18 protein-coding genes are annotated in these 24,768 nt (G+C 71.4%); 13 read left to right on the top strand and 5 right to left on the bottom strand.

What is annotated here, in order from left to right:
• Positions 1–94: 94 nt before the first annotated feature.
• From O9Y01_RS06525 to O9Y01_RS06515, 3 genes are all read right to left on the bottom strand, one after another.
• Positions 95–1,789 (bottom strand): ABC transporter ATP-binding protein, encoded by a 1,695-nt coding sequence (locus O9Y01_RS06525; RefSeq protein WP_269630727.1) that lies wholly within the window; start codon positions 1,787–1,789, stop codon positions 95–97.
• Positions 1,790–1,910: 121 nt separating this feature from the next.
• A complete protein-coding gene (locus O9Y01_RS06520) occupies positions 1,911–2,969 on the bottom strand; it encodes an ABC transporter permease (protein WP_269630726.1) in 1,059 nt (352 codons plus the stop codon).
• The gene (locus O9Y01_RS06515) at positions 2,966–3,904 is read right to left on the bottom strand and encodes an ABC transporter permease (RefSeq protein ID WP_269630725.1); all 939 of its coding nucleotides are present in this window, start codon (positions 3,902–3,904) and stop codon (positions 2,966–2,968) included. Before O9Y01_RS06515 ends, O9Y01_RS06520 begins: the two co-directional genes overlap by 4 nt.
• A 261-nt stretch (positions 3,905–4,165) precedes the next feature.
• On the opposite strand from O9Y01_RS06515, the gene O9Y01_RS06510 reads away from it, so the two are divergent.
• Entirely contained in the window at positions 4,166–6,025 is a 1,860-nt protein-coding gene (locus O9Y01_RS06510) for an ABC transporter substrate-binding protein (protein WP_269630724.1), read from the top strand.
• 131 nt (positions 6,026–6,156) lie between these two features.
• On the top strand, positions 6,157–7,995 hold the full coding sequence (locus O9Y01_RS06505) for an ABC transporter substrate-binding protein (protein ID WP_269630723.1): 1,839 nt from the start codon (positions 6,157–6,159) through the stop codon (positions 7,993–7,995).
• 16 nt (positions 7,996–8,011) lie between these two features.
• Here the strand turns inward: O9Y01_RS06505 and O9Y01_RS06500 are convergent, their stop codons facing one another.
• Positions 8,012–8,482, bottom strand: a complete 471-nt coding sequence (locus O9Y01_RS06500; RefSeq protein ID WP_269630722.1) for a carboxymuconolactone decarboxylase family protein — start codon at positions 8,480–8,482, stop codon at positions 8,012–8,014.
• A gap of 36 nt (positions 8,483–8,518) precedes the next feature.
• Positions 8,519–9,016, bottom strand: a complete 498-nt coding sequence (locus O9Y01_RS06495; protein ID WP_269630721.1) for a GrpB family protein — start codon at positions 9,014–9,016, stop codon at positions 8,519–8,521.
• 98 nt (positions 9,017–9,114) lie between these two features.
• Between O9Y01_RS06495 and O9Y01_RS06490 the strand changes: the two genes are divergently transcribed.
• The 11 genes from O9Y01_RS06490 (at position 9,115) to O9Y01_RS06440 (ending at position 24,768) form a co-directional block, all read left to right on the top strand.
• Complete coding sequence (locus O9Y01_RS06490) at positions 9,115–9,726, top strand: TetR/AcrR family transcriptional regulator (protein WP_269630720.1); 612 nt, start codon at positions 9,115–9,117, stop codon at positions 9,724–9,726.
• Positions 9,727–9,806: 80 nt separating this feature from the next.
• The gene (locus tag O9Y01_RS06485; RefSeq protein WP_269630719.1) at positions 9,807–9,932 is read left to right on the top strand and encodes a hypothetical protein; all 126 of its coding nucleotides are present in this window, start codon (positions 9,807–9,809) and stop codon (positions 9,930–9,932) included.
• Positions 9,933–9,936: 4 nt separating this feature from the next.
• Positions 9,937–10,848: an alpha/beta hydrolase gene (locus O9Y01_RS06480; protein ID WP_269630718.1), complete on the top strand. Its 912-nt coding sequence runs from the start codon at positions 9,937–9,939 to the stop codon at positions 10,846–10,848.
• 326 nt (positions 10,849–11,174) lie between these two features.
• The gene (locus tag O9Y01_RS06475; protein ID WP_269630717.1) at positions 11,175–12,464 is read left to right on the top strand and encodes a solute carrier family 23 protein; all 1,290 of its coding nucleotides are present in this window, start codon (positions 11,175–11,177) and stop codon (positions 12,462–12,464) included.
• 144 nt (positions 12,465–12,608) lie between these two features.
• Positions 12,609–14,633 carry a diguanylate cyclase gene (locus tag O9Y01_RS06470; protein ID WP_269630716.1) on the top strand — a complete coding sequence of 675 codons (2,025 nt, stop codon included), beginning with the start codon at positions 12,609–12,611 and terminating at the stop codon, positions 14,631–14,633.
• Positions 14,630–16,723: a diguanylate cyclase domain-containing protein gene (locus tag O9Y01_RS06465; protein ID WP_269630715.1), complete on the top strand. Its 2,094-nt coding sequence runs from the start codon at positions 14,630–14,632 to the stop codon at positions 16,721–16,723. Before O9Y01_RS06470 ends, O9Y01_RS06465 begins: the two co-directional genes overlap by 4 nt.
• 63 nt (positions 16,724–16,786) lie before the next feature.
• Complete coding sequence (locus O9Y01_RS06460) at positions 16,787–17,659, top strand: MBL fold metallo-hydrolase (protein ID WP_269630714.1); 873 nt, start codon at positions 16,787–16,789, stop codon at positions 17,657–17,659.
• A complete protein-coding gene (locus O9Y01_RS06455; RefSeq protein ID WP_269630713.1) occupies positions 17,656–19,317 on the top strand; it encodes a SulP family inorganic anion transporter in 1,662 nt (553 codons plus the stop codon). Before O9Y01_RS06460 ends, O9Y01_RS06455 begins: the two co-directional genes overlap by 4 nt.
• A 146-nt stretch (positions 19,318–19,463) precedes the next feature.
• Positions 19,464–23,513: a two-component regulator propeller domain-containing protein gene (locus O9Y01_RS06450; RefSeq protein ID WP_269630712.1), complete on the top strand. Its 4,050-nt coding sequence runs from the start codon at positions 19,464–19,466 to the stop codon at positions 23,511–23,513.
• Between the two features lie 30 nt (positions 23,514–23,543).
• The gene (locus O9Y01_RS06445) at positions 23,544–24,200 is read left to right on the top strand and encodes a glutathione S-transferase family protein (protein ID WP_269630711.1); all 657 of its coding nucleotides are present in this window, start codon (positions 23,544–23,546) and stop codon (positions 24,198–24,200) included.
• Positions 24,201–24,234: 34 nt separating this feature from the next.
• A complete protein-coding gene (locus tag O9Y01_RS06440; protein WP_269630710.1) occupies positions 24,235–24,768 on the top strand; it encodes a GFA family protein in 534 nt (177 codons plus the stop codon).

The raw sequence follows: 24,768 nt of genomic DNA, 5'->3' as shown, positions 1-24,768 counted from the left end.
GGAATGGACGCGACTGTAGGGCCGGCAAGCCCGGGTCTCATCGCCCAAGCGACGAACTGCCACAGGCGAAGGACAGACCGCTGTGCGGGCCGGCTCAGGCGCTCTGCCCGGCGCCCTGGTAGCCGCGGGGCACCGCGCCCAGCAGCCGCCTCGTGTAGTCCTGCTTCGGCGCGGCCAGCAGCTGGGAGGTCTCGGCCTGCTCGACGACGTCCCCGTGCTGCATCACCAGCACCTCGTCCGAGATGAAGCGCACCACGGCCAGGTCGTGGCTGATGAAGATGTAGCTGAGGCCGAACTCGTCCTGCAGGTCCTTCAGCAGGTTCAGCACCTGGGCCTGCACGGACACGTCCAGCGCCGACACGGCCTCGTCCAGCACCAGCACCTCGGGCTTGAGCGTCAGGCAGCGCGCGATGGCGATGCGCTGGCGCTGGCCGCCGGAGAACTCGTGCGGGTACTTGGGCAGGGCCGATTCGTCCAGGCCCACCTTCTTGAGCAGGCCGGCGGCAATCTCCAGGCGCTCCTCGTGGTCCGCGCCGATGTCGTGGATCTCCATGGGCTCCACCAGGGTCTGGGCGATGGTGAAGCGCGGGTTCAGCGAGGCATAGGGATTCTGGAAGACGACCTGGATGCGGCGGCGCATCTGCTGCCAGTCGGATGCGCCCATCTTGAGCAGGTCGCGGCCCTCGAACAGCACCTCGCCGCCGGTGGGTTCGTGCAGGCGCAGCAGGGTCAGGCCCATGGTGGTCTTGCCCGAGCCGGACTCGCCCACCACGCCCAGGGTGTGGCCCTTGCGCAGGCGGAAGCTGACGTCCTTGACGGCCTGGAACTCCTTGCGGCCGAACAGGCCCTCGCGGAAGAAGAAGCTCTTGCGCAGGCCGCGCGCCTCCAGGATCACCGGGGCGTCCGGGTCCTTGGTGCTCACGGCCTGCCGTGCCGCGCGGCCGGCGATGTGGTCGTCGATCACCGTCAGCCGGGCCGGGTTGTCCTGCAGCGAGGGGCGGCAGGCCAGCAGGGCGCGGGTGTAGGCATCCTGCGGAGACTGGAAGATCTGCGCCACCGGCGCCTGCTCGCGGATCTGGCCGTGGCGCATCACCACCACGTGGTCCGCGATCTCGCCGACCACGCCCAGGTCGTGCGAGATGAAGAGCAGGCTCATGCGGTGAGCCTCCTTCAGCTTCGCCAGCAGCTCCATCACCTGGCGCTGGATGGTGACGTCCAGCGCGGTGGTGGGCTCGTCGGCGATCAGCAGCTTGGGGCCGCAGGACAGGGCCAGGGCGATCATCACCCGCTGCTGCTGCCCGCCGGACATCTCGTGCGGATAGCTGCCCAGGCGGCGCTTGGGGTCGGGGATGCCCACCTCGTTGAGCAGCTCCTCGGCGCGGGCCAGGGCCTGCTTGCGGCTCATGCCCAGATGCAGCATCAGCGGCTCCATGATCTGGTCGCCCACGGTGAAGACCGGGTTGAGCGAGCTCATGGGGTCCTGGAACACGCAGGCGATCTCGCGGCCGCGCAGGGCCTGCAGCTCGCGCGGCGCGCTCTGCAGCAGGTCGCGGCCCTGGAAGAGGATGCGGCCGCTGCGCTCGGCGTTGTCCGGCAGCAGGTTCAGGATGGACATGGCCGTGACGCTCTTGCCCGAGCCCGACTCGCCCACCAGGGCCACGGTGCTGTTCTCCGGCACGTCGAAGCTGATGCCCTTCACCGCCTGCTGGCGCTGCACCTCGCCGCGCACTTTGCCCATGCGGAAGGCGACGTGGAGGTCTTGGATACTCAACAGCATGTCATCTCGCATTCGTTGCGGCCCTGACACCATCGGACTTGACCGAGTGCAGCCCGAGGATCCGGCTTTGCCGGGCCTGCGGGCTGGCCCCCTTCGAGGGGGCGCGCGGAGCGCGTAGGGGGTGGGTGGGTCATCACTCGAGACCACGGAGTTTCGGGTCCAGCGCGTCGCGCAGCGCATCGGTGAACAGCGCAAACGCCGTCACGAACACCGCCATGCACACGGCCACCGCGGTGAGCTGCCACCAGTAGCCCAGGATCAGCTCGCTCTGGGCCTCGGCCAGCATGGTGCCCCAGGAGACCTGGTCCACGCTGACGCCCAGGCCCAGGTAGGACAGGATCACCTCGCTCTTGATGAAGCGCACCACCAGCAGGGACAGCTGCACCAGCGTCACATGGGACACGTTGGGCAGGATGTGGCGGAACATGCGCGAGCCCTGCGAGGCGCCGATGGCCTCGGCGGCGCGCACGTACTCGCGGCTGGAATGCTTGATGAACTCGGCCCGCACCAGCCGGTAGACGCCGGTCCAGCCCGCCAGGCCCAGGATCATCACCACCGGCAGCACGCCGCGGCCGAAGATGGCCGCGAAGGCGAAGATCAGCAGGATGTCCGGCACCGCGGTGAAGACGTTGTAGACCCACTCGAGGAAGTCGCCCACGCGCCGGCCGAAAAAGCCGGACAGGGCCCCCAGCACGGTGCCGATCAGCGTGGCGACGAGGGCCGCCAGCACGCCCACCATGATGGACACCTCGGCGCCCTTCATCACCTTGGAGAGCACGTCGCGGCCCAGGCGGTCGGCGCCGAAGGGCAGGGTCTCCTGCTTGACCAGGTCCTCGGTCTTGAAGCTGCTGGCCTTGGCGTCCCACTCGGCGTAGCGCGGGGCCAGGGGGTCGATGTCGGAGAGGTCCACGTTGGGGCCCTTGGGCCCCTGCGCGGCCTGGCTGGACTCGGCCGGCGCCGGGCCCATGAAGCCGGGGGGCGCATTGGGCACCCCGATCTCCTTCTGCCAGCCCGAGGCGATCAGGCCCAGGCCCGTGGCCAGTACCAGGCCCAGGAAGACAGCCACCACCCACAGGCAGGCCATGCCCAGACGGTCACCGCGCATGCGCTGCCAGGCCGCGGCCCAGACGCCCTGCGAGTCGCGCGAGTCGGCGCCGGTCGCGGCCGGTGCGGAAGTCAGGGTGGCGCTCATTTGAGGACCACCCGCGGATCGACCCACTTGTAGAGCAGGTCGGTGAGGAGGTTGATCACCATGGTCAGCATGGCCAGGTAGATGGCAAAGGCCTGGATGACGGGGAAGTCGCTGCGGTTGACGGCCAGCAGCAGCTCACGGCCCAGGCCGGGGATGGAGAAGAAGACTTCCAGCAGGAAGGAGCCCACGAACACGCCGGGCAGGGCCACGGAGATGTTGGTGAGGATGGGGATCATGGCATTGCGCAGCACGTGCTTGAGCAGGATGCGGCGCTCGGGCAGGCCCTTGGCGCGGGCGGTGCGCACGTAGTCATGGCCGATCTCGTCCAGGAAGAAGCTGCGGTACAGCCGCGTGTAGGGCGCCAGTGCCACCGCCACGGCCACCATCACGGGCAGGGGCGCGTAGGTGGTGAGGTTGGTCCAGGTGCTGTTGCTCCAGCCCTGCACCGGGAACAGGCCCAGGCGGAAGGCGAAGAAGTACTGGCCCACGATCACGTAGACCAGCAGCGAGATGGACACCGCCACCGTGCTGAGCACCATCACCGCGCGGTCGGTCAGCGAGCCGCGCACGGCGGACACGGCCAGCGCGAAGGGGATGGCCAGCAGCACCTCCAGGCACAGGATGGGCAGCATCACCGTCAGCGTGGCCGGCATGCGGGTGGCGAAGAGCGTGGCCACGGACTCGTTGGTGGCCCAGCTGTGGCCCCAGTTGAAGGTGACGATCTGCTTCAGGAAGATCAGCAGCTGCTCCCATACCGGCCGGTTCAGGCCCAGCTGTTCGCGGATGGCCTGGATCTGCTCGGCGGACGCGTTCTGGCCGCCCAGGATCTCGGCAGGGTCGCCGCCGAACCAGCGGAACAGGAAGAACACCAGCAGCACGACCCCCAGCAGGGTGGGGATCATTTGCCACAGGCGCCGCAAGAGATAGGCCGTCATGGCTGTCGGTCTCCAAATCGGACTGCCAGCCCCGGCGGCGGCCAGGGCTCAGAAGGGGACCCGGCGGCGGGCGCTGGCCGCTCGGACTTCGGGCGCAGTCTAGTGCAGGCCCAGCCCCCTGCCCATGCCGGTTTATGCGGAGGCGATGCCGGATTTCTCCTAGGGGAATTCCAGGGCTTTGCCCGGCGTTTCCGGGTCACAATCGCCAGCCCGTGCCGGGCTCGCCATGCCCCGCACGCCGGTTCTCGAGGGATGCCAAGAATGCGCGCTGTAGTTGTTGTTGCTCTCCTGATGGGCGCCCTGGGCCCGCTGGCGCCGGTGATGGCCCAGCCGGCGGCGTCGCCCGCCACGCCCGCCAAGCCTGCCGAGGCCGCGGCCACCGAGGCCGCCCCGAAGAAGGTCCTGCGCTACGCCATCCGCGTGGCCGAGACCGGCTTTGACCCGGCCCAGGTCTCCGATCTCTACTCGCGCACCATCACCGCCGGCATCTTCGACGCCCCGCTGCGCTTCGACTACCTGGCCCGCCCGGTTCGCCTGAAGCCCTCCACCGCCCAGGCGCTGCCGGAGATCAGCGAGGACTTCAAGACCCTCACCTTCCGCATCAAGCCTGGCATCTACTTCGCGGACGACCCCGCCTTCAAGGGCCGCAGGCGCGAGCTGACCGCGGCCGACTACATCTACTCGATCAAGCGCCACTACGACCCGGTCAACAAGAGCAGCAACCTCTACATCCTGGAGAACGCCCTGCTGCCGGGCCTCTCCGAGCTGCGCCAGGACGCCCTCAAGAACAAGAAGCCCTTCGACTACGACCGCGAGGTGCCCGCGCTCAAGCTGCTGGACCGCTACACCTTCCAGGTCCGCACCGAGCTGGGGGACCCGCGCTTCATCAACAACTTCGCCGACGCCATGCTCGGCGCCGTGGCCCGCGAGGTGATCGAGGCCTATCCCGGCAAGACCATGGAGCACCCGGTGGGCACCGGCCCCTGGCGCCTGGCCGAGTGGCGGCGCAGCTCCCTGATCGTGCTCGAGAAGAACCCCAACTTCCGGGACGTGTTCTACGAGGAAACACCTGACCCCGCGGACACCCGCATGGTCGAGGCCGCCGCCCGCCTCAAGGGCCGCAAGCTGCCCATGGTGGACCGCGTGGAGATTGCCGTCATCGAGGAGAACCAGCCGCGCTGGCTGTCGTTCCTGCGCAATGAGTTCGACCTGGTGGACGATGTGCCGCAGGAGTTCCTGCCGCTGTACATGCCCCAGAACAAGCTCGCCCCCGACCTGGCGAAGCGGGGCATGCAGGCGGTGCGCTATGCGCGGGCGGACCTGTACCTGTCCTACTTCAACATGGAGGACCCGGTGGTGGGCGGCTACACGCCCGAGAAGGTGGCCCTGCGCCGTGCCATCTCCCTGGCTGTGGACCTGGACAAGGTGATCCGCCTGCCCCGCCGCGGCCAGGCCATTCCCGCCCAGGGGCCCATCCCGCCCGGCACCTTCGGCTACGACCCGGCCTTCCGCTCCGAGATGAGCCAGCACAACGTCGGCCGCGCCCGCGCCCTGCTGGACCTCTACGGCTACGTGGACAAGGACGGCGACGGCTGGCGCGAGCAGCCCGACGGCTCGCCCCTGGTCATCGAGTACACCACCGAGCCCGACGGCGAGAAGCGCGCCCTGGCCGAGCTGTGGCAGAAGGCGCTGGACGCCATCCAGGTGCGCCTCAAGTTCCGCTTCGGCAAGTGGCCGGAGAACCTCAAGGCCGCCAATGCCGGCAGGCTGCAGATGTGGGGCGTGGGCTGGAGCGCCACGGCACCGGATGGCGACGCCTTCCTGGGCCTGGGCTACGGGCCCAACAAGGGTCAGGCGAACAAGTCGCGCTTCGACCTGCCGGCGTACAACAAGATCTATGCCCGTCAGAAGCGCCTGCCCAACGGCCCGGAGCGCCAGGCCCTGATGACCGAGGCCCAGCGCCTGCTGGTGGCCTACATGCCCTTCAAGGCCGAGGTGCACCGCATCTACACCGACATGGCCCAGCCCTGGGTGATCGGCTACGACCGCAACATCTACATGCGCGACTTCTGGGCCTTCGTGGACATCGACGTCGAGCAGCAGAGCCGTGCCCGCCCCTGAGCCGGCCCCTGAGCCGCCCCGCAACAGCCCCACGCCCCCGTGACAACCCGCAGACCCCGGCCCCGCCCACAGGGGGGCTCTAGGGGTGAATACGTGCTCTTCGGAGCCAGGCCTTCCGCGACACTGAGCCCATGACATTCCGCGCCCCAGCGGGCGGACCCTCCCGCCGAGAACTCCTGGCCCTGGCCGGCCTGAGCGGCCTGGGCCTGCCAGCCCAGGCGGCCCGGCCCGGCAGCGGGCCGGCCAAGGTCCTGCGCTACGCCTTCCGCATCGCCGAGACCGGCTTCGACCCGGCGCGCATCAGCGACATCTATTCCCGCATCATCACCGCCCACATCTTCGAGGGCCTCTACACCTACGACCACCTGGCCCGCCCCGCCCGGCTCAAGCCCCTGGTGGCCGAGGGCATGCCCGAGGTCAGCGAGGACTTCCGGGTCTGGACCATGCGGGTGCGCCCCGGCATCTACTTCTCGGCCGACCCCGCCTTCAAGGGCCAGCGCCGCGAGCTGGTGGCCGAGGACTTCGTCTACAGCTGGAAGCGCTTCGCCGACCCGGAGGTGGCCTCGCCGTCGTGGTCCGAAGTGGATGAGCTGGGCATCCTGGGCCTGGCCGAGTACCGCGCCGCCCTGCTCAAGAGCAAGTCCCCCTTCGACTACGACAAACCCATCGAGGGCCTGCGCGCCCTGGACCGCTACACCCTGCAGATCCGCCTGAAGGAGACGCGGCCGCGTCTGATGGAGGTCTTCGCGCAGATCGACACCTACGGCGCCGTGGCCCGCGAGGTCATCGAGGCCTACCCCGGCCAGGCCATGGAGCACCCGGTGGGCACCGGCCCCTTCGTGCTGGGCGCCTGGCGGCGCAGCTCCCTGATCACCCTGGACCGCAACCCGGACTACCGCGAGCGCTACTACGACGCCCAGCCGGCGCCGGACGACAAGGAGGGTCAGGCCTTGCTCGCCCGCTACAAGGGCCGGCGCCTGCCCATGATCGACCAGGTGCAGGTGGCCATCATCGAGGAGAACCAGCCGCGCTGGCTGTCCTTCCTCAACCGCCAGTTCGACTTCCTGGAGCGCACGCCGGAGGACTTCATCCAGCAGGCCCTGCCCCAGGGCAAGCTCGCACCCAACCTCGCGCGCCAGGGCATCCAGGCCTACCGTGCCCTGCTGGCGGACGTACTGTTCACCGTCTTCAACATGGACGACCCGGTGGTGGGCGGCTACACCCCGGCCCGCGTGGCGCTGCGCCGCGCCATCGCCCTGGCCACGGACTGCCAGCGAGAGATCAGCCTGGCGCGCCGCGGCCAGGCCATCCCCGCGCAGTCGCCCTACATCCCGCACACCACGGCCTACGACGCGAACTACAAGAGCGAGATGGGCGACTTCGACCCCGCCCGCGCCAAGGCCCTGCTGGACCTCTACGGCTACCGCGACCGCGACGGCGACGGCTGGCGCGAGGACCCCGACGGCCGCCAGCTGGTGCTGGAAAGCCTCACCACGCCCGACGGCTTCCAGCGCCAGATCGACGAGCTCTGGCAGAAGAACCTCGCCGCCGTGGGCCTGCGCGTGCAGTTCCGCACCGGCAAGTGGCCCGAGAACTTCAAGGCCCTGCGCGCCGGCCACTACATGATCTGGAGCCTGGCCCTCTCGGCCGCCAAGCCCGATGCACAGGACGCGCTGGCCAGCTTCCACAGCGGGCACATCGGCGCCTCCAACTTCGCACGCTTCCGCCTGGAGGCCATGGACCGGCTCTTCGACCAGGCCGGCGGCCTGCCCGACGGCCCGCAGCGCCAGGCCCTGTTCAAGGAGAGCAAGCGCCTGGCCACGGCCTACATGCCCTACAAGTACCGCGGGCACCGCTATGTCACCGACCTCGCCCAGCCCTGGGTGCAGGGCTACCGCCGGCCGCTGTTCTGGCTGCACTGGTGGGAGTTCGTGGACATCGAGGGCGCACCACCGACGCCACCCGCCTGAAGTCGCAGCGGGTGGCTCAGGGCGCCGGTGGCGTGAAGCGCAAGCCCCCGGCGATGCGGTTCCAGGCATTGATGTGGCCGATGGCGGCGGTCACATTGGCGATCTCGGCCGGGCTGAACTGCGACTGCAGCGCGGCATAGACCGCCTCGGTATCCGGATGCGCAGCCTGCAGCGTCAGCGCCTCGGCCCAGGCCAGGGCGGCCCGCTCGCGAGGGGCGAAGGCCGGGGAGTCCCGCCAGCAGGCCAGCTGGTCCAGCTGCAGGGCGCCCAGGCCCAGCTGGCGGCCCACGTTCAGGTGGTACTGCAGGCAGAAGGCGCAGCCATTGAGCTGCGAGACGCGCACCTTGAGCAACTCGCAAAGCCGCGGGTCCAGGCCCGAGGCGGCCACGGCACGGCCCAGCTCGCGCAGGGCCAGCACCACGCCGCCGGCATGCTTCTCGAAGGCCGCCCAGTCCTGGCGCGGCTCCACCGCTTGTACTTCACTCATGGCATCCATCCCGCCGAACGACCGGCGCGGGGCGCACTATAGGCAGTCGCCCGGCCGCGCCAGCACGGATTCAATGAATCGGGCCTTCGCCGCGCGATAAGCGTCCTCGCCCTGGTCCGCGTGCGCCCGCTTGACGGCGTCGTAGGCGGCCACGAGGGCCGGTTCGCGGCGCAGGGCGTCGCGAAAGCGCAGGAAGTCCTCGAAGGGCGAGCCCCGCGCCACGATCTGCAGGGCCAGGTCTTGCCCCTGCGCCCAGTCCGGCGGCGCCAGCAGCATGCACAGCTCGGGCGTGCGCAGGGTGTCGGCCTTGATCTCGAAACCCTGGGCGCACAGCCGCGCCACGACCTGCGGGTGGGCCTCGGGGGCCACGAGCACGCAGATGTCCAGGTCCCCCTTGGAGCAGGCGCCGGGAAGGGAGGAGGCGCCCACATGCTCCACCTGCGCGTCCGGCAGCAGGGCCTGCAGGGCGGCAGCGCAGCGCTCGAACAGGGCTTGCACGGCGGGCTGGTAGTCGGCGGCGGCCAGGAGACGCATGGCAGGGCAGGGGTGGACGGAGAGGCGCCCAGTGTCGCAAAACCTCGCTGCGGCCAGGGTGGCTTGCAAGTTCGCACGGTCGTGCTAAATTCGCAATCATGGAAGCCAAGACCGAACGCAGCGAGCTGACCCAGACCGCCATCGTGGACATGGCGCTGGAGATGGCCGCGCTGGAGGGGCTGGAGAGCCTGTCCATCGGCGAGATCGCCAAGCGCCTGAACCTGTCCAAGAGCGGCGTGTTCTCGCGCATCGGCTCGCGAGAGGCCCTGCAGAAAGCCGTGCTGGACGAATTCGACCGCCGCTTCCAGCAGGACATCCTCGTGCCCGCCCTGCGCGAGCCCCGCGGCCTGCCGCGCCTGGACGCCATCATGCGCGCCTGGCTGGCCCGCGCCTGCCAGGCCGGCCACCGCGGCAGCTGCCTCTACGCCGCAGGCGCCTTCGAATTCGACGACCGCGAGGGCCCGCTGCGCGACATGCTGCTCAGCGGCGTCAAACGCTGGCGTCAGGTGCTCCGGCGCAGCGTGCTGCAAGCCATCGAATGCGGCCACCTGCAGGCGGACCTGGACCCCGACCAGCTGGTCTTCGACCTCGACGCCGTCTTCACCGCCGTCGTGCGGGAGACCCGCTTCCTGCGCGACCCGCTGGCCGCCGAGCGCGGCTGGACCGCCTACCAACGCCTCATGCAGGGCCTGCGTCCGACCCCGCCCTGACCCGTCCTCGCTCCTTCACGGAGCGCTTCATTTCACCCAACTTCGCACGATCGTGCGAAATGCATCGAAAGGCCCTCACCATGTTCAGCCCCCTCATGATCCTGGCCCTGTGCGGGCTGGCCGGCCTTGTGTGGCGCGGCTGGCAAGGTCTGCAGCGCCTGTGGCGCGCCATCCCCTCCCACAACCGCGACTTCTTTCTGGGGTGAGCCCATGAGTCAGATCCCGCAACCCCACCCGCCCCATCCCTCCGCGCCGACCCGCCCCGCCGTCGACCGCTTCTACGCCCAGGGCCGCCTGCTCCAGGGGCTGCGCGCCGGCCTGGACCTGCTGCAGCGCCACGCCCCCGCGCAGGCGGCGCGGCTGGCCCTGCGCCTCTTCGACACGCCCCTGCCGCCGCGCCTGCTGCAGCGCCGGCCCTCGATGGCCCCCTGGCAAGGCCTGACCCTGCCCTTCGAGACCCGCCGCCTGCAGCTGTGGCACCGGCCGGACGGCGCCGAGCGCCCGCGCGTGCTGCTGCTGCACGGCTGGAGCGGCCAGGCGGCGCAGCTGCGCGGCCTGGCCCAGGCCTGCTGGGACGCGGGCTTGTCGCCGCATGTGCTGGACTGGCCCGCCCACGGCCGCAGCAGCGGCTGGCGCACCGACATCGCCCAGTGGCAGCGCGCCCTGCAGGTGCTCACGGTCGAGCAGGGGCCCTGGGTGGGCATCGCGGCCCATTCCATCGGCGCCCTGGCCGCCGCCCATGGCGTGGCCCGCGGCCTGCCCACGCAACGCCTGGCCCTGCTGGCCTGCTCCGCCCCGCCGCGGCACCTGCTGGAGGGCTTCGTGGCCAGCTTCGGCCTGGGATCGGCCGTGCGGGAGCGCCTGCGCCAGGCCCTGGAGGCGCGCGCCCGCCCGGGGCTGGCCGGCTTCGAGCCCGCCTGGCTGGGCCGGCATCTGGCGCTGCCCGTGCTGCTGGTGCACGACCGCCAGGACCGCGCCGTGCCGGCCGCCTACAGCGAGGCCCTGGCCGCGGCCCTGCCCCATGCAACGCTGCGGCTGACCGAGGGCCTGGGCCACCGCCGCCTGCTGGACGACGCGGCCGTGCAGCGCCAGGTGGCGGCCTGGCTGGCCGAGGCGGCCTGAAGCCGCGTCGGTCACTGCCCCGGGCACCACGCCGGCCGTCTCAGGAGACCTGACCCCGGGGCGACAAGACCTGACCCCGGCGGCCCTTCATGGAGGCTCCGGCGATATATCCCCGGCATGGGTACGTCCGCAAATCAGGCAAATCGTTACAAAATGTGCAACTTTCCGCGACGGGGGTCGCCCTATATAGGGATATAGCCCGAGCCGGGGCCGCTCCCCCGCTCACTACACTGCGCGCACAGGTGCCGGAAGCCACGCTCCCCTGAGTCAAGGGGCCGGGAAATTCCGAGCTTCAGAAGTCAAAAGCAGCCTGAGAGGAGCGCGCTGTGAGCTGGATCCCCCAATGGCGTCAGGTCGCCGCCCTGGACGGGCAGGCCGTCGCCCCGGATGAACGCCTGGCCTGGCCGCAGACCGTCGCCCTGGGCCTGCAGCATGTGGTGGCCATGTTCGGCGCCACCGTGCTGGCGCCCCTGCTCATGGGCTTCGACCCCAATGTCGCCATCCTGATGAGCGGCATCGGCACCCTGCTGTTCTTCTTCATGGTGGGCGGCCGCGTGCCCAGCTTCCTGGGCTCCAGCTTCGCCTTCATCGGCGTGGTGATCAGCGCCACCGGCTATGGCGGCAGCGGTCCCAATGCGCAGATCGGTCTGGCCCTGGGCGGCATCGTGGCCTGCGGCGCGCTCTATTTCCTGATCGGCGCCCTGGTGCAATGGCTGGGCACGGGCTGGATCGAGCGCCTGATGCCGCCGGTGGTGACCGGCGCGATCGTCGCCGTGATCGGCCTGAACCTGGCCAGCGTGCCCATCAAGAACATGGCGCCCACGCCCTTCGACGCCTGGGTCCAGGGCCTGACCTTCCTCAGCGTGGCCCTGGTGGCCGTGCGCAGCCGCGGCCTGCTGCAGCGCCTGCTGATCCTGGCGGGCCTGCTGATCGCCAGCGTGCTGTATGCCGTGCTCACCAACGGCCTCGGGCTGGGCAAGCCCATGGACTTCAGCGGCGTGGCACAGGCCGCGTGGTTCGGCCTGCCGCACTTCGCCAGCCCGCGCTTCGAGACCGGGGCGATGCTGCTGATCGCGCCGGTGGCCCTGATCCTGGTGGCCGAGAACCTGGGCCACCTCAAGGCCGTGGCCGCGATGACCGGGCGCGACATCGACCGCGACATGGGCCGGGCCTTCATGGGCGACGGCCTGGCCACGATGCTCAGCGGCGCCGCCGGCGGCACGGGCGTCACCACCTACGCCGAGAACATCGGCGTGATGGCCGCCAACCGCATCTACTCCACCGCCGTCTTCGTGGTGGCAGGGCTGCTGGCCGTCATGCTGGGCTTCTCGCCCAAGTTCGGCGCCCTGATCCAGACCATTCCGCTGCCGGTGATGGGCGGGGTCAGCATCGTGGTCTTCGGGCTCATCGCCGTGGCCGGCGCCAAGATCTGGGTCGACAACCGGGTGGACTTCAGCCAGCACCGCAACCTGATGCTGGCGGCCATCACCCTGATCATCGGCACCGGGGACTACACCCTGCGCCTGGGCGGCTTCGCGCTGGGCGGCATCGGGACCGCCACCTTCGGCGCACTGCTGCTGAACCTGCTGCTGGCGCCCCGTGGTCCGCGCCATTGATCGTCGATATCTGCGTATTTTTTTGACTAAAACGCGATGCCGGCCCTCGTCGAAGCTCCGCTCTCAGCGTCAAATCGGCTCAACGCCCCGTCGATGAGAACCTGCTCACGCCCCGTCCCCCCGCGCTGGCGCCTTGGCCTGGCGATGGGCCTGCTCGTGCTCGGCCTGGCCGCCTGCCAGCCCGAGGGCAGCAGCGCCCCCCTGGCGCAGGCGCCCTCGCCCGAACTGCTGGCCAAGCTGGACGAGATGGAGCTCACCATCCGCATGCATCCGCGCCAGACGGACGACGAGCTCCGCGAGATGGCCGCCAAGCTGCCGCCAGGCAGCCCCGCCCGCCTGGAAGTGCTGGGCCTGCGCGCGGTGGTCGTGGCGCGGGTCGACGAAGCCGAGCGCTACGAGGAACTGCGCCAGCAGCTGGAGCAGTGGCCGGGCCGCGAGGACGCACGCATCGACACCACGGTGCGCCTGACCCTGGCCGTGATCGAGGCGCGCCGCGCGGCGCTGTCGGGCCAGGGCCAGAAGCTCAAGAAGATCCTGTCGGTCCTGGACAAGCTGGACGAGACCGGCCAGCCCCCCCGCCTGCTGCTGACGCTCTACGCCATGCAGGCAGGCCTGTTCACCGATCAGGGCGAATTCGACCGCGCCCTGCGCGCCGCCCACCGGGCCCTGGAGCTGTCCGACGGGCCCGCCGCCTCGCCCTCGCGCCGCGTCTTTGCCCGGCTGCAGCTGGCCGGCACCTATGCGGCCGCCCAGCAGTTCGAGCAGGCCGTGAAGGCGCAGGAGGAGGCCGAGCAGCTCGCCCTCAATGACAAGAACCCGCTGCTGCGCTACTTCATCGAGGTCAACCGCGGCTCCATGTTCCAGGACCGCGACCGCGCCATCACCGAGCGCAGCTCGCAGGCGGCCCTGGACGCCGCGCGCGAGACCGGCCTCGAGGACCTGATCTCCAACGCCCTGGCCAACCGGGCCGACGACTTCCTGCGCAAGCGCGAATGGAACGGCGCCATCGCCCTGACCACCGAGGCCATCCGCCTGGCGCAGAAGCGCAAGGACGTGTTCTCCGAATCGCTGGCCCGCCACAACCTGGGCATCGCGCTGATGCACACGGGGCAGGTGGCGCAGGGCCGGCAGGAGGTCGAGGCCGGCTTCAAGCTGGTCACCGACGCCGGCTCCGCGACCGGGCTGGACGCGCTCTACGAGGAGTACGGCCGCGCGCTGCAGGACGTGGGCCTGACGCAGGAGGCCGTCCAGGCCTACCTGAAGGAGCGCCAGTTCCGCCGCCAGCTCTACCGCGACGACCTCCGCAAGACCGTCCTGGAAGCGCAGGAGGCCCTGGAGGCGGACCGCCGCAGCCGCGAGTTCGAGCTGCTCAACCGCGACATGAGCCTCAAGAACGAGCAGCTGCGCGCCAGCCAGCTGGAGTTCCGCCTGTGGCTGCTGATGGGCGGCTGCGTGCTGGCCGCCGGCGCGCTGCTGCTGATGGCCTACCGCCGCGTGCGCCGGACCAATCTGGCCCTGCAGAGCACCAACGAGCGGCTCAAGGTGCAGAGCGAGCGCGACCCGCTCACCGGCCTGGCCAACCGCCGCCACTTCCAGGCAGCCATCCGCCAGCGCGAGGAACAGGACCTGCTGCGCGGCAGCGTCTTCCTGATCGACATCGACCACTTCAAGCGCATCAACGACCAATACGGCCACGCCGCGGGCGACACCGTGCTGGTGGAGGTCTCCCGCCGCCTGCGCCAGGCCCTGCGCGAGGACGACCTCGTGGTGCGCTGGGGCGGCGAGGAGTTCCTCATCGTGATCAAGTCCTGCGACCCCGTCTTCGCCCAGCACCTGGGCCAGCGCCTGCTGGAGGCCATCGGCGGCCAGCCCGTGACCCACGAACGCCACACGGTGCCGGTGACGGCCTCCATCGGCTTCGCCAGCCTGCCCATCGAGCCGCACGGCGTGTCCCTGCACTGGGAGCGCGCCATCGACATGGTCGACACCCTCATGTACATGGCCAAGGCCCACGGCCGCAACAAGGCCTACGGCCTGCAATGGGCCGATGCCAGCGACGGCGAGGGCCTGCTGCACCTGGCCGAGCAGATGGAAGCCGCCTGGCACGACGGCAAGGTCCGGCTTTCGACGCAGGCCGGCCCGGCCCAATGGACGGAGCCCCGCACATGAAGCGCCTGCTGCCCCTGCTGCTGGCCCTGGCCGCCGGCACCGCCAGCGCGGCGCCCGGCCCGGCACCCGGCCCCGCGCTCGCTCCCGTGACCGGCCCCTTGGCCGCCCCCGCGCCCGCAGGCGCCGCCGCCTCCAGCCGGGCCGAGCTGCGCCGCGAGGCCCTGGTGCTCACCCTGCTGGCCTACGACCGCCCGGTGGAGGCCGCCCGCTCACTGCGGCCCATGGTGCAGCTGGCCCAGTCCGCGGGGGATGCTCCCCTGCAGGCGGAGCTGACCCTCGCACTGGCGGCCGCCCTGACCTCGGGCCAGGGCGCCGCCGAGGCCGAGACCCTGGCACGCCAGCTGGACCAGGACTTCCCCGGCCATGCCCAGCTGATCCGCGCCATGGTGGCCGAGCGCCAGGACCATCCGCAAGCCGCCAGCGAGCTGGCCCGCAAGGGGCTGGAGCTGCTGCATCCGCCCTGCCTGTGGGACCGGCAGGAGGCTGAGCTCAGGGAGAGCGTGGAGGCCGGCTGCGATGCCACCGCCACCTGGCTGGGCCTGCGTCTGCTGGCCCTGAGCCAGGAAGCCACCGGGGCCGGCGCCAGCGCCATCACGGTGCTCGAGCGCCATGTCGCACTGGCCCGCCAGCTCAAGCTGCCGGGACTGCTGGCCCTGAGCCTGGGCCGCCTGGCCGTGGCCGAGCACGAGCAGGACCAGGTCGAGGCCGGCCGCCAGCATCTGGCGCAGGCCTTGCAGGCTGCGCAGGGCGACCAGCCGACCCTGGCCCGCATCAAGGTCTACGAGGGCGGCATCGCCGTCGCGCGCAAGGACCGCAGCGGCCAGCTGCGCGCGCTGGAGGAGGCCTTGAGCCTGGCGCACAGCGCAGGCGCCCGCCGGGTCGAGGCCGTGGTGCGCAGCAATCTTGCTGACTTCTACCTGAGCGCCAAGCAGCCCGAGCGCGCCCTGGCCACGGCCCGCCTGGCCCTGCCGGCCCTGGAGGAATTCCAGGACCGCCGCATGGAGCGCATCGTGCGCCACAACATGAGCCTGGCCCTGATCCAGCTGCACCAGTTCGATGCCGCACGCCAGGAGCGGCGCCGCCTGGACGCGATGCGCCCGGAGCTCGTCGGCGCGGCCGAGCGCAGCCATGAGCTGGAAGAGCTCGCCGATGCCTGGGCCGAGAGCGGCCAGTGGGCCGAGGCCCTCAAGGCCCTGATCGCCGAGCGCGAGCAGAGCCTTCAGGTACAGGAAGCGTCGCGCAAGGCCCAGCTGGACGAGCTCAGGCTGCGCTACGACAGCGACCGCAAGAGCGCCGAGCTGACCCTGCTGCAGCGCGATGGCGAGCTCAAGGCCCGCCAGGTCTCCAACAGCGTGCTGGCCCAGCGCGTGGGCATGGCCCTGGCCTTGCTGACCGCGCTGCTGCTGCCGCTGCTGGTGGTGATGCTGAAGAAGGTGCGCCTGGCCAATCGCCAGCTCAAGGCCAACGAGGCCCTGCTGCGCGCCCAGAGCGAGCGCGACCCCCTGACCAACCTCGCCAACCGCCGCCACTTCATGGCGGTGATGGAGCAGCATGCCGCCAACACCTTCAACGGCGCGCTGCTGATGGTGGACATCGACCACTTCAAGCACGTCAACGACGAGCACGGTCACTCGGCGGGCGACGCCGTCATCTGCGAGGTCTCGCGCCGCATCAGCCAGGCCGTGCGCGAGGAGGATCTCGTGGTGCGCTGGGGCGGCGAGGAGTTCCTGGTCTTCATCCCCGGCGTGCCGCCGGCCCAGCTGCAGCAGATGGCCGAGCGCATCCTCTTCGCCGTGGGTGGTGAGGCCGTGCAGACGCCCGACGGCCCGCTGCACGTGACGGTCTCGGTCGGCTTCGCGCACTTCCCGCTGCCGCCCACGGGCCTGTCCCTGCACTGGGAGCAGGCGGTCAACTGGGCCGACATGGTGCTCTACACCGCCAAGGCCCAGGGCCGCAACCGTGCCATCGGCATTGCCACCATCGACGCCCACGACACCGAGGCCCTGACCCAGATCCAGGCCGACTTCGACGCCGCCTGCATCTCCTCCCGCGTGCAGCTGCTGCAGGTGCTGGGCCCCACGACGCCCTGAGCCGTGGAGGCGGCCTCCACGGGGGCCCCCCACCTATACTGCCCGGGCCCCGCAGGAGTCGTCATGCCTCACCCACCGATCCAGGCCCAGATCCACGCATTCTTCGACGCGGCCACCCACACGGTGAGCCATGTCGTGGCCGATCCGCACAGCCGGCGCTGCGCCATCATCGACCCGGTACTGGACTACGACCCCAAGTCCGGCCGCAGCGGCACGCTCAGCGCCGAGCTCATCGCCGCCTGGGTGCACGAGCAGCAGCTGACGGTGGACTGGCTGCTGGAGACCCACTGCCACGCCGACCACCTCAGCGCCGCGCCCTGGCTGCAGCAGCGCCTGGGCGGGCGCATCGGCATCGGGGCGCGCATCACCGAGGTCCAGCAGGTCTTCCGCCGCCTGTTCAACGACCCCGGCATCCCCGTGGACGGCAGCCCCTTCGACCAGCTCTTCGAGGACGGCCAGCGCTTCGCCATCGGCGGCCTGGAGGTCGAGGTGCTGCACACGCCGGGCCACACGCCGGCCTGCATCAGCTACCGCGTGGGGGACGACGTCTTCATCGGCGACACCCTCTTCATGCCCGACTACGGCAGCGCCCGCTGCGACTTCCCCGGCGGCGATGCGGCCACGCTGTACCGCTCCGTGCAGCGCCTGCTGGGCCTGCCCGGCCATACCCGCCTGCACCTGTGTCACGACTACCCGCCCAACGGCCGCCCGCCCTGCTGGATCAGCACCGTGGACGAGCAGCGCGCGCGCAATGTGCACCTGCACGCGGGCGTCAGCGAGGCCGACTTCGTCACCCTGCGCCAGGCCCGTGACCGCACGCTGGCCATGCCCCTGCTGCTGCTGCCTTCGGTGCAGGTCAATGTGCGCGCCGGCCAGCTGCCCGCGGCCGAGTCCAACGGCGTCCATTACCTGAAGATCCCCTTCAACGCGCTGTGAAGCCGCTGCAAGCCCTGCGCGCCTACGCCCGCGGCCCCTGGCAGGAGGACCTGGTCGCCGCCGCCGTGGTCAGCGTGCTGCTGATCCCGCAGAGCCTGGCCTACGCCCTGCTGGCCGGCCTGCCCGCCGAGGTGGGCATCTACGCCAGCCTGCTGCCCCTGCTGGCCTATGCCCTGCTGGGCTCCAGCCCCTACCTGGGCGTGGGCCCGGTGGCCATCGTCGCGCTGATGGTGGCGCAGGCCACGGCCGCCGCACCGGCGGGCTACAGCGCCAGCCAGGCGGCCCTGGTGCTGGCCGCCGAATCGGCCCTGCTGATGGCCGCGGCCGCCGCCCTGCGACTGGACGCGCTGGCCGCGCTGATGAGCGTGCCGGTGCTGCACGGCTTCGAGACGGGCGCCACCCTGGCCATCGCGCTGAGCCAGCTGCCGGCCCTGCTGGGCAGCCCCGCCCAGGGTTCCGAGCTGCCGGCGCTGCTCGCCAGCGCGGCGGGCAGCGGCTGGCGCTGGCATGCGCCCACGCTGGGCTTCGGCCTGGCGGCGGTGGCCCTGCTGCTGCTGGGCCGGCGCCTGCTGGGCGGGCTCTGGGCCCGGCTGGCGCCGCTGGTCGTCCTGCTGCTGACGCTGGGCATGGCCTGGGCGGTGCAGGCGCAGGGCCTGGGCGTGCCGCTGGTGGGCGCGTTGCCCGCCCTGCACCCCCGTCTGCAATGGCCGCCGCTGGACCCCGCCCTGTGGCTGGCCCTGCTGCCGGGCGCGCTGCTGATCGCGCTGATCGCCTACGTCAGCAGCCTGGTCGTGGCCGAGGCGCTGGCGCGCCGGCGCGGCGAGCGTGTGGACCCGCGGCGGGAGCTGATGGGCCTGGCCGGCGCCAACCTCGCCGCCGCCTTCAGCGCGGGCATGCCGGTGGCGGGCAGCTTCTCGCGCAGCGCCCTGCTGTACGACGCCGGCAGCCGCAGCCGCATGAGCAGCGTGATGGCCGCCCTGCTGATGGGCGCCGCGGCCCTGAGCCTGGCGCCCGCGCTGGCCTGGCTGCCGCGCAGCGTGCTGGCGGCCACCATCCTCGTGGCGGTGCTGTCCGGCCTGCAGTGGCGGCCCTATCTCGAGGCCTGGCGCTATGCGCGCGCCGAAGGCCTGCTGATGCTGGCCGTGACCCTGCTGGTGCTCAACGTCAGTGTGGCCGCGGCCCTGGGCCTGGGCGTGCTCGGTTCCATCGCCCTGCTGCTGCAGCGCACGGCGCGCCCGCATGTGGCGCTGGTGGGCCGCGTGCCCGGCACCGAGCACTACCGCAATGTCGACCGCCACGAGGTCGAGATCCTGCCCGAGGTGATGGGCCTGCGCATCGACGAGAGCCTGCTCTTCACCAACGCCCGCAGCCTGGCCGACGTGGTCCAGGCCCAGCTCGCGCAGCATCCGGGCACGCGGCGCGTGGTGCTGCAGATGTCGCCCGTCAACGGCATCGACTACAGCGGCCTGGAGGCCCTGCGTGAACTGCACGAGAGCCTGCGGCGCCAGGGCCTGCGCCTGGATCTCAGCGAGCTCAAGGGCCCCGTGCTGGACCGCCTGCGCGCCGCCGGCTGGGAGCGCTGGTTCCAGGGCCAGGTCCACCTGAGCCATCACCAGGGCATGACGGCCGGGCAGGCGCAAGACTGGGTCAGCCCCTGAGCCCGCACACCGCGCGGTTCGCGTCGCAGGCCTGCCCACCGATTCGATGGGGGCGGTGTTGTGCCGGCTGGTCAGCGAGGCGGGCATTCGTTACCCTGGGGGCTGCTCGCAGCAGGGGTCGGCTTGTGGTGTCTTGGCTTGGGCTTGTGCAGAGGACCGGGGCCCGGATCGCCCTGATCGGGCTGGCAGCCGCCCTGCTGCCCGCCCTCGTGTGTGCGGCCTCCCTGCAGGCGCTGCCCTTCACCGCGCTCAACTCCGGCAGCGGCCTGCCCAGCGACGCGATCGTGGTCAGCTTCCAGGACCGTCGCGGCTTCGTCTGGCTGGGCACCACCAACGGCCTGGCCCGCTTCGACGGCCGGCACGTCCAGGCCTTCGCGGCCCGCCCCGAGCAGCCGGACACCCTCAGCCATCCCTTCGTCCATGCCCTGCTGGACGACGGCCAGGGCAGCCTGTGGGTCGGCACCAGCGACGGCGTGGACCGCCTGGCCCTGGCCACCGAGAAGATCCACCGCCTGGCGCTGCCGCCCGGCCTGGCCCTGCAGCAGCGCCGCGTGCTGGGCTTCGCGCCGCGCACCGGCACGCAGCTCTGGACGGCCCTGGCCGGCGGTCTCTACCTGCTGGACCGGCAGAGCGAGCAGTTCAGCCGCTGGGAGCCGCCCGCGGAGCTGACCCTGCCCGCGGGCCGGGTGCGTGCATTCCTGGGGGATGGCCAGGGCGGCGTCTGGTTCGCCCAGGAAGACTGGCTGCTGCATGTGGATGCCCAGGGCCAGCTGCGCCAGCGCCTGCAGCTGGGCTCGCATCCCATGGCGCAGGGCCGGCCGGCCTCGGAGCTGCTGCCCCGCAGCCTGCTGGTGGACCAGGGCGGGCGCCTCTGGGTGGGCCTCAGCGGCGGCCTCCAGGTCTGGGCCCTGGACCCGGACGGCAGCACCGCCCGGCCCGATGCCCGCCTCTCCGCGCTGGACCTGCCGCGCAGCACCGTCTTCGCCCTTGCGCAGGACCGCGAGGGCGGCGTCTGGATCGGCATGGGCGACCACCAGGGCCTCTTCCAGTGGCGGGACGACGGCCAGGGCCTGCGCCGCTACCGCCACCAGCCCGCCGTGCCCGACAGCCTGGCCTCGGACAGCGTGGCCTCGCTGATGATCGACCGCGACGGGGTGCTGTGGGTGGGCAGCTGGGGCAAGGGCGTGAGCCTGGCCGACCTTCGCTCGGGCGGCTTCCTGCGTTACCACCATGTGCCGGGCGACGAACGCAGCCTCAGCGGCGATTCGCCCATGGCCTTCGCGCCGGACGACGCCGAGCATGTCTGGGTGGGCATCTACGGCGGCGGCCTCAACCGCCTGCACCTGGCCAGCGGCGACGTGGAGCGCATCCCGCCGGCCCAGCTGCCCCTGCGCAACATCAAGACCCTGCTGCGCGACCGCGAGGGTCTGCTGTGGGCCGGCGGCGATGGCGGCCTGATGCGCTACGACACCCGCACGCGGCGCAGCCAGGTCGTGGCGCTGGATGCCAGCTCGCCGGCCGCCGCGTCCATCAGCGCCCTGGTGCAGGACCGCCAGGGCCGGCTCTGGGCCAGCAGCGCCGCGGGGCTCTACCGCATCGAGCCCGGCGAGCTGCGCGCCCACCGCTACACCGCCCGCCCCGGCGTGGCCCAGGCCCTGCAGCACGACACCATCGACTGCCTGCTGGAGGACCGCGAGGGGCGGCTGTGGATCGGCACCAAGGGCGGGCTCTACCTGTACCGCCCCGAGACCGACGACTTCGAATTCCCGCTCGCGCCCGACGCGGCCCTGAGCCAGCCGCAGAAGCTGGCCGTGCACGCCCTGCGCCAGGACGTGCGGGGCCGCATCTGGCTGGCCAGCAACCAGGGCGTGCACGAGCTGCGCCAGGATGCCGGCGGCTGGCGCCTGCGGGACTGGTCCGCCACGCCGGGCCTGGGCCCGGGCTCCTACGACGCCATGCAGGACAGCCTGGACGGCGAGATCTGGCTGGGCGCGGACGACGGCCTGGTGCAGCTGCTGCCGGACCAGCAGCGCGCCCGCCGCTACCCCGGCCGCTCGCGCTTCGGCGGCGGCGTCAACTTCGGCGCGGCGGCGCGCGGGCCCGATGGCAGCCTCTTCTTCGGCAGCACGGGCGTGATCCGCTTCCATCCCGCCCAGCTGCGCGACAACCCGCAGGCACCCGGCGTGGTGCTGTCGGACCTGCGGCTCTACAACCAGAGCCTGCTGCCCACCACCCATGCCGCCGGCGGCACCGGGGCGGCCGTGAGCGCGCAGCAGGTGGGCTCCAGCGCCAGCCTCAGCCTGCATGACGTGGGCATCGACGGGCCGCTGCATGCGGCCCGCCACATGCGCCTGGGCCATGAGGAGGCCATGGTCAGCTTCGAGCTCGCGGCCCTGCATTTCGCTGATCCGCGGCGCAACCGCTATGCCTGGTTCCTGGAGGGCTTCGACCGCGACTGGATCCAGGGCCGGGGCGAGCAGGCCATCGCCACCTACACCAATCTCGATCCCGGCCGCTACCGGCTGCTGGCGCGCGCGGCCAATCCGGACGGGGTCTGGAGCCCCTCGCAGACCCTGATCGAGATCGAGGTGATGCCTCCCTTCTGGCGCACCTGGTGGTGGCGCCTCTCCCTGCTGCTGGGCCTGCTGGCGCTGATGGCCTGGACCTACCGATGGCGCACGGCCAAGCTGCACGCCGCCCGGCTGAGCCTGGAGGCCAAGGTGGCGCAGCGCACTCAGGAGGTGGTGGAGCAGGGCCGCCAGCTGCAGGTCGAGAAGCAGCAGGCCGAGGCCCAGCGCGAGGCGGCCGAGAAGGCGCGGCGCAGCATCACCCTGCTCAGCGAGATCGGCCGCGACATCACCGCCACCCGCGAGCTGCCCGTCATCCAGCAGACGCTCTATGCCCACGTCAGCGAGCTGATGAACGCCAGCGTGTTCGGCGTGGGCCGGGTGAACTGGGACGCCGGCGTGATCGACTTCGACTTCGTCATGCAGGACGGCCAGCCCTTCATGCCCTACCAGCGCAGCCTCTCCGCACTGGACCAGCCCTCCACCCAGTGCGTGCTGGAGGCCCGCGAGCTGATGATCGACGAGTTCCCCCAGGACATCCGCCGCCTGGACAGCCATGTGCGCCAGATCAGCGGCCAGGAGGACACGCGCCTGGCCGACGGGCGGCCGGTGAGCCAGGCACGCTCCGGCCTCTACGTGCCCATGCGGCTCAAGGGCCGGGTGATGGGCGTGATCGCGGTGCTCAGCGAAAGGCCCAAGGCCTTCGGGCTGGCCGACCTGGACATCCTGCGCACCCTGGGCGCCTACGCGGCGGTGGCCTACGACAACGCCGAGGCCTACCGCCGCCTGCAGCTGGCGCAGGACCGCCTGGTGGAGCAGGAGAAGCTGGCCGCCCTGGGCTCCCTGGTGGCCGGCGTGGCCCACGAGCTCAACACCCCCATCGGCAACAGCCTGCTGATGGCCAGCACCCTGCGCGATGCCAGCAGGGACTTCCTGCGGCGGGTCGAGGGCGGCGGCCTGCGGCGCAGCGAGCTGCAGGCCTTCTGCGAGGGCAGCGAGGCCTCGACCCTGCTGCTGATGCGCAGCCTGGACCAGGCCGCCAACCTGATCGCCAGCTTCAAGCAGCTGGCGGTGGACCAGACCTCGGACCAGCGCCGCCGCTTCGACCTGGCCCAGACCGTCGAGGAGGTGGTGATGACGCTGTCCAGCCGCATCCGCCGCGAGGAGCACGAGATCAGCCTGCAGCTGCTGCCCGGGCTGGACATGGACAGCTACCCCGGGCCGCTGGGGCAGGTCGTCAGCAACCTGGTGCTCAATGCCATGCTGCACGGCTTCGAGGGCCGCAAGGGCGGCCACATGCGCCTGCTGACCCAGGCCCAGGGCGCGGACCGCGTGCTGATCGAGTTCTCGGACAACGGCGCCGGCATCCCGCCCGAGCACCTGCGCCGCATCTTCGAGCCCTTCTTCACCACCCGGCTGGGCCAGGGCGGTTCGGGGCTGGGGCTGCACATCTGCTACAACATTGTCCACACGCTGCTGGGCGGCAGCATCCGGGTGCAGAGCGTGATGGGCGAGGGCACCCGCTTCGTCATCGAGCTGCCACGGGAGGCCCCCGTCGACGGCCAGGAGGCGCCCGCCAGCCGCTCCCGGCACCCGGACGAGGGCTGGGAGCAGGGCGGCGGCGTCTGAGCGCCTGAGCGACCCATTCAAGGAGAGTCCATGCATGCCGTGCACGTTCTTTTCGGCTACCCCGGCTCCGGTTCCGCGGCCATCGAATGCGCCCTCGCGCTGGCCGGGCTGCCCTTCGAGCAGCGCCAGGCCGCATCCTGGGACCCGAAGTCCGAGCTGGAGGCACTGACCCGTGTGAACCCGCTGCAGCAGATCCCCACCCTGGTCCTGCCCGACGGCGGCGTGCTCAGCGAAAGCGCGGCCATCCTGATCCACCTGGGCCTGAGTCATCCGGCCTCCGGCCTGCTGCCGGCGGAGCCTGCGGCGCGCGCGCAGGCGATCCGCGGCCTGGTCTACATCGCGGCCAACTGCTATGCCGCCATCAGCATCAGCGACTACCCCGAGCGCTGGCTGCATGAGCCGGATGAAGCCAGCTGCGAACGCCTGCGCACCGGCACCCGCGAGCGCCTGCATGCGCACTGGTGCCTGTTCGCCGACACCTTCGGCGCCCTGCTGCCGGCGCCGGACGCCAGCCCGCTGCAGCGCCCGGACGCCCTGGCGCTGCTGGCCACCGTGGTGTCCCGCTGGTCGGGCACCCGCCCCTGCCTGGCGAAGGAGCGGCCGGGCTTCCTGGCGCAGCTGCAGCGCATCGAGCAGCATCCCGCCGTGCGCGCCGTCTTCGAGCGGCACTGGCCCACCCAGCCCTAGGCCCGCGGCCCTTTCACTGGAGCGAGCAAACGCCGTGAATTCCTCTCCTGCCTATCCCATCGAGGGCGGCTGCGACTGCCGCGCGGTGCGCTACCGCGTGCTCGGCGCCCCGCTGTTCGTGCACTGCTGCCATTGCCGCTGGTGCCAGCGCGAAAGCGGGAGCGCCTTTGCGCTCAATGCCCTGTTCGAGACCGAACGCGTCGAGTGCCTGGGACTGGAGCCCGAGCTCGTGGCCACGCCCTCGGAAAGCGGCGCCGGGCAGCAGATCGCCCGCTGCCCGCGCTGCCGCGTGGCCGTCTGGAGCCATTACGCCGGGTCCGGCCCCCTGGTGAAGTTCCTGCGCGTGGGGACCCTGGACGACCCCGACCTGCTGCCGCCGGACATCCACATCTTCACCAGCAGCAAGCAGCCCTGGTTCACCCTGCCACCCGGCGCGGTGGCCGTGCCGGAGTACTACGACCGCACCCGCTTCTGGCCCGCGGACAGCCTGGCCCGCGCCGATCTGCTGGCGCCGCGCATCAAGGCCTACCAGAAAGCCCTGTGGGGCGACCCCGACACCCTCGTCTGA

The organism is Pelomonas sp. BJYL3, assembly GCF_027257975.1.
Taxonomy (GTDB): domain Bacteria; phylum Pseudomonadota; class Gammaproteobacteria; order Burkholderiales; family Burkholderiaceae_C; genus Roseateles_B; species Roseateles_B flavus.
Note: the sequence above shows the minus strand (reverse complement) of the source record. Positions and strands in the feature narration are given on the sequence as shown.

Excerpts from the sequence above, each read along its gene's own strand:
- O9Y01_RS06515 (WP_269630725.1), bottom strand. The coding sequence starts at position 3,904 with ATGACGGCCTATCTCTTGCGGCGCCTGTGGCAAATGATCCCCACCCTG.
- O9Y01_RS06520 (WP_269630726.1), bottom strand. The coding sequence starts at position 2,969 with ATGAGCGCCACCCTGACTTCCGCACCGGCCGCGACCGGCGCCGACTCG.
- O9Y01_RS06525 (WP_269630727.1), bottom strand. The coding sequence starts at position 1,789 with ATGCGAGATGACATGCTGTTGAGTATCCAAGACCTCCACGTCGCCTTC.
- O9Y01_RS06490 (WP_269630720.1), top strand. The coding sequence starts at position 9,115 with ATGGAAGCCAAGACCGAACGCAGCGAGCTGACCCAGACCGCCATCGTG.
- O9Y01_RS06480 (WP_269630718.1), top strand. The coding sequence starts at position 9,937 with ATGAGTCAGATCCCGCAACCCCACCCGCCCCATCCCTCCGCGCCGACC.
- O9Y01_RS06485 (WP_269630719.1), top strand. The coding sequence starts at position 9,807 with ATGTTCAGCCCCCTCATGATCCTGGCCCTGTGCGGGCTGGCCGGCCTT.
- O9Y01_RS06445 (WP_269630711.1), top strand. The coding sequence starts at position 23,544 with ATGCATGCCGTGCACGTTCTTTTCGGCTACCCCGGCTCCGGTTCCGCG.
- O9Y01_RS06510 (WP_269630724.1), top strand. The coding sequence starts at position 4,166 with ATGCGCGCTGTAGTTGTTGTTGCTCTCCTGATGGGCGCCCTGGGCCCG.
- O9Y01_RS06500 (WP_269630722.1), bottom strand. The coding sequence starts at position 8,482 with ATGAGTGAAGTACAAGCGGTGGAGCCGCGCCAGGACTGGGCGGCCTTC.
- O9Y01_RS06505 (WP_269630723.1), top strand. The coding sequence starts at position 6,157 with ATGACATTCCGCGCCCCAGCGGGCGGACCCTCCCGCCGAGAACTCCTG.
- O9Y01_RS06465 (WP_269630715.1), top strand. The coding sequence starts at position 14,630 with ATGAAGCGCCTGCTGCCCCTGCTGCTGGCCCTGGCCGCCGGCACCGCC.
- O9Y01_RS06470 (WP_269630716.1), top strand. The coding sequence starts at position 12,609 with ATGGGCCTGCTCGTGCTCGGCCTGGCCGCCTGCCAGCCCGAGGGCAGC.
- O9Y01_RS06460 (WP_269630714.1), top strand. The coding sequence starts at position 16,787 with ATGCCTCACCCACCGATCCAGGCCCAGATCCACGCATTCTTCGACGCG.
- O9Y01_RS06495 (WP_269630721.1), bottom strand. The coding sequence starts at position 9,016 with ATGCGTCTCCTGGCCGCCGCCGACTACCAGCCCGCCGTGCAAGCCCTG.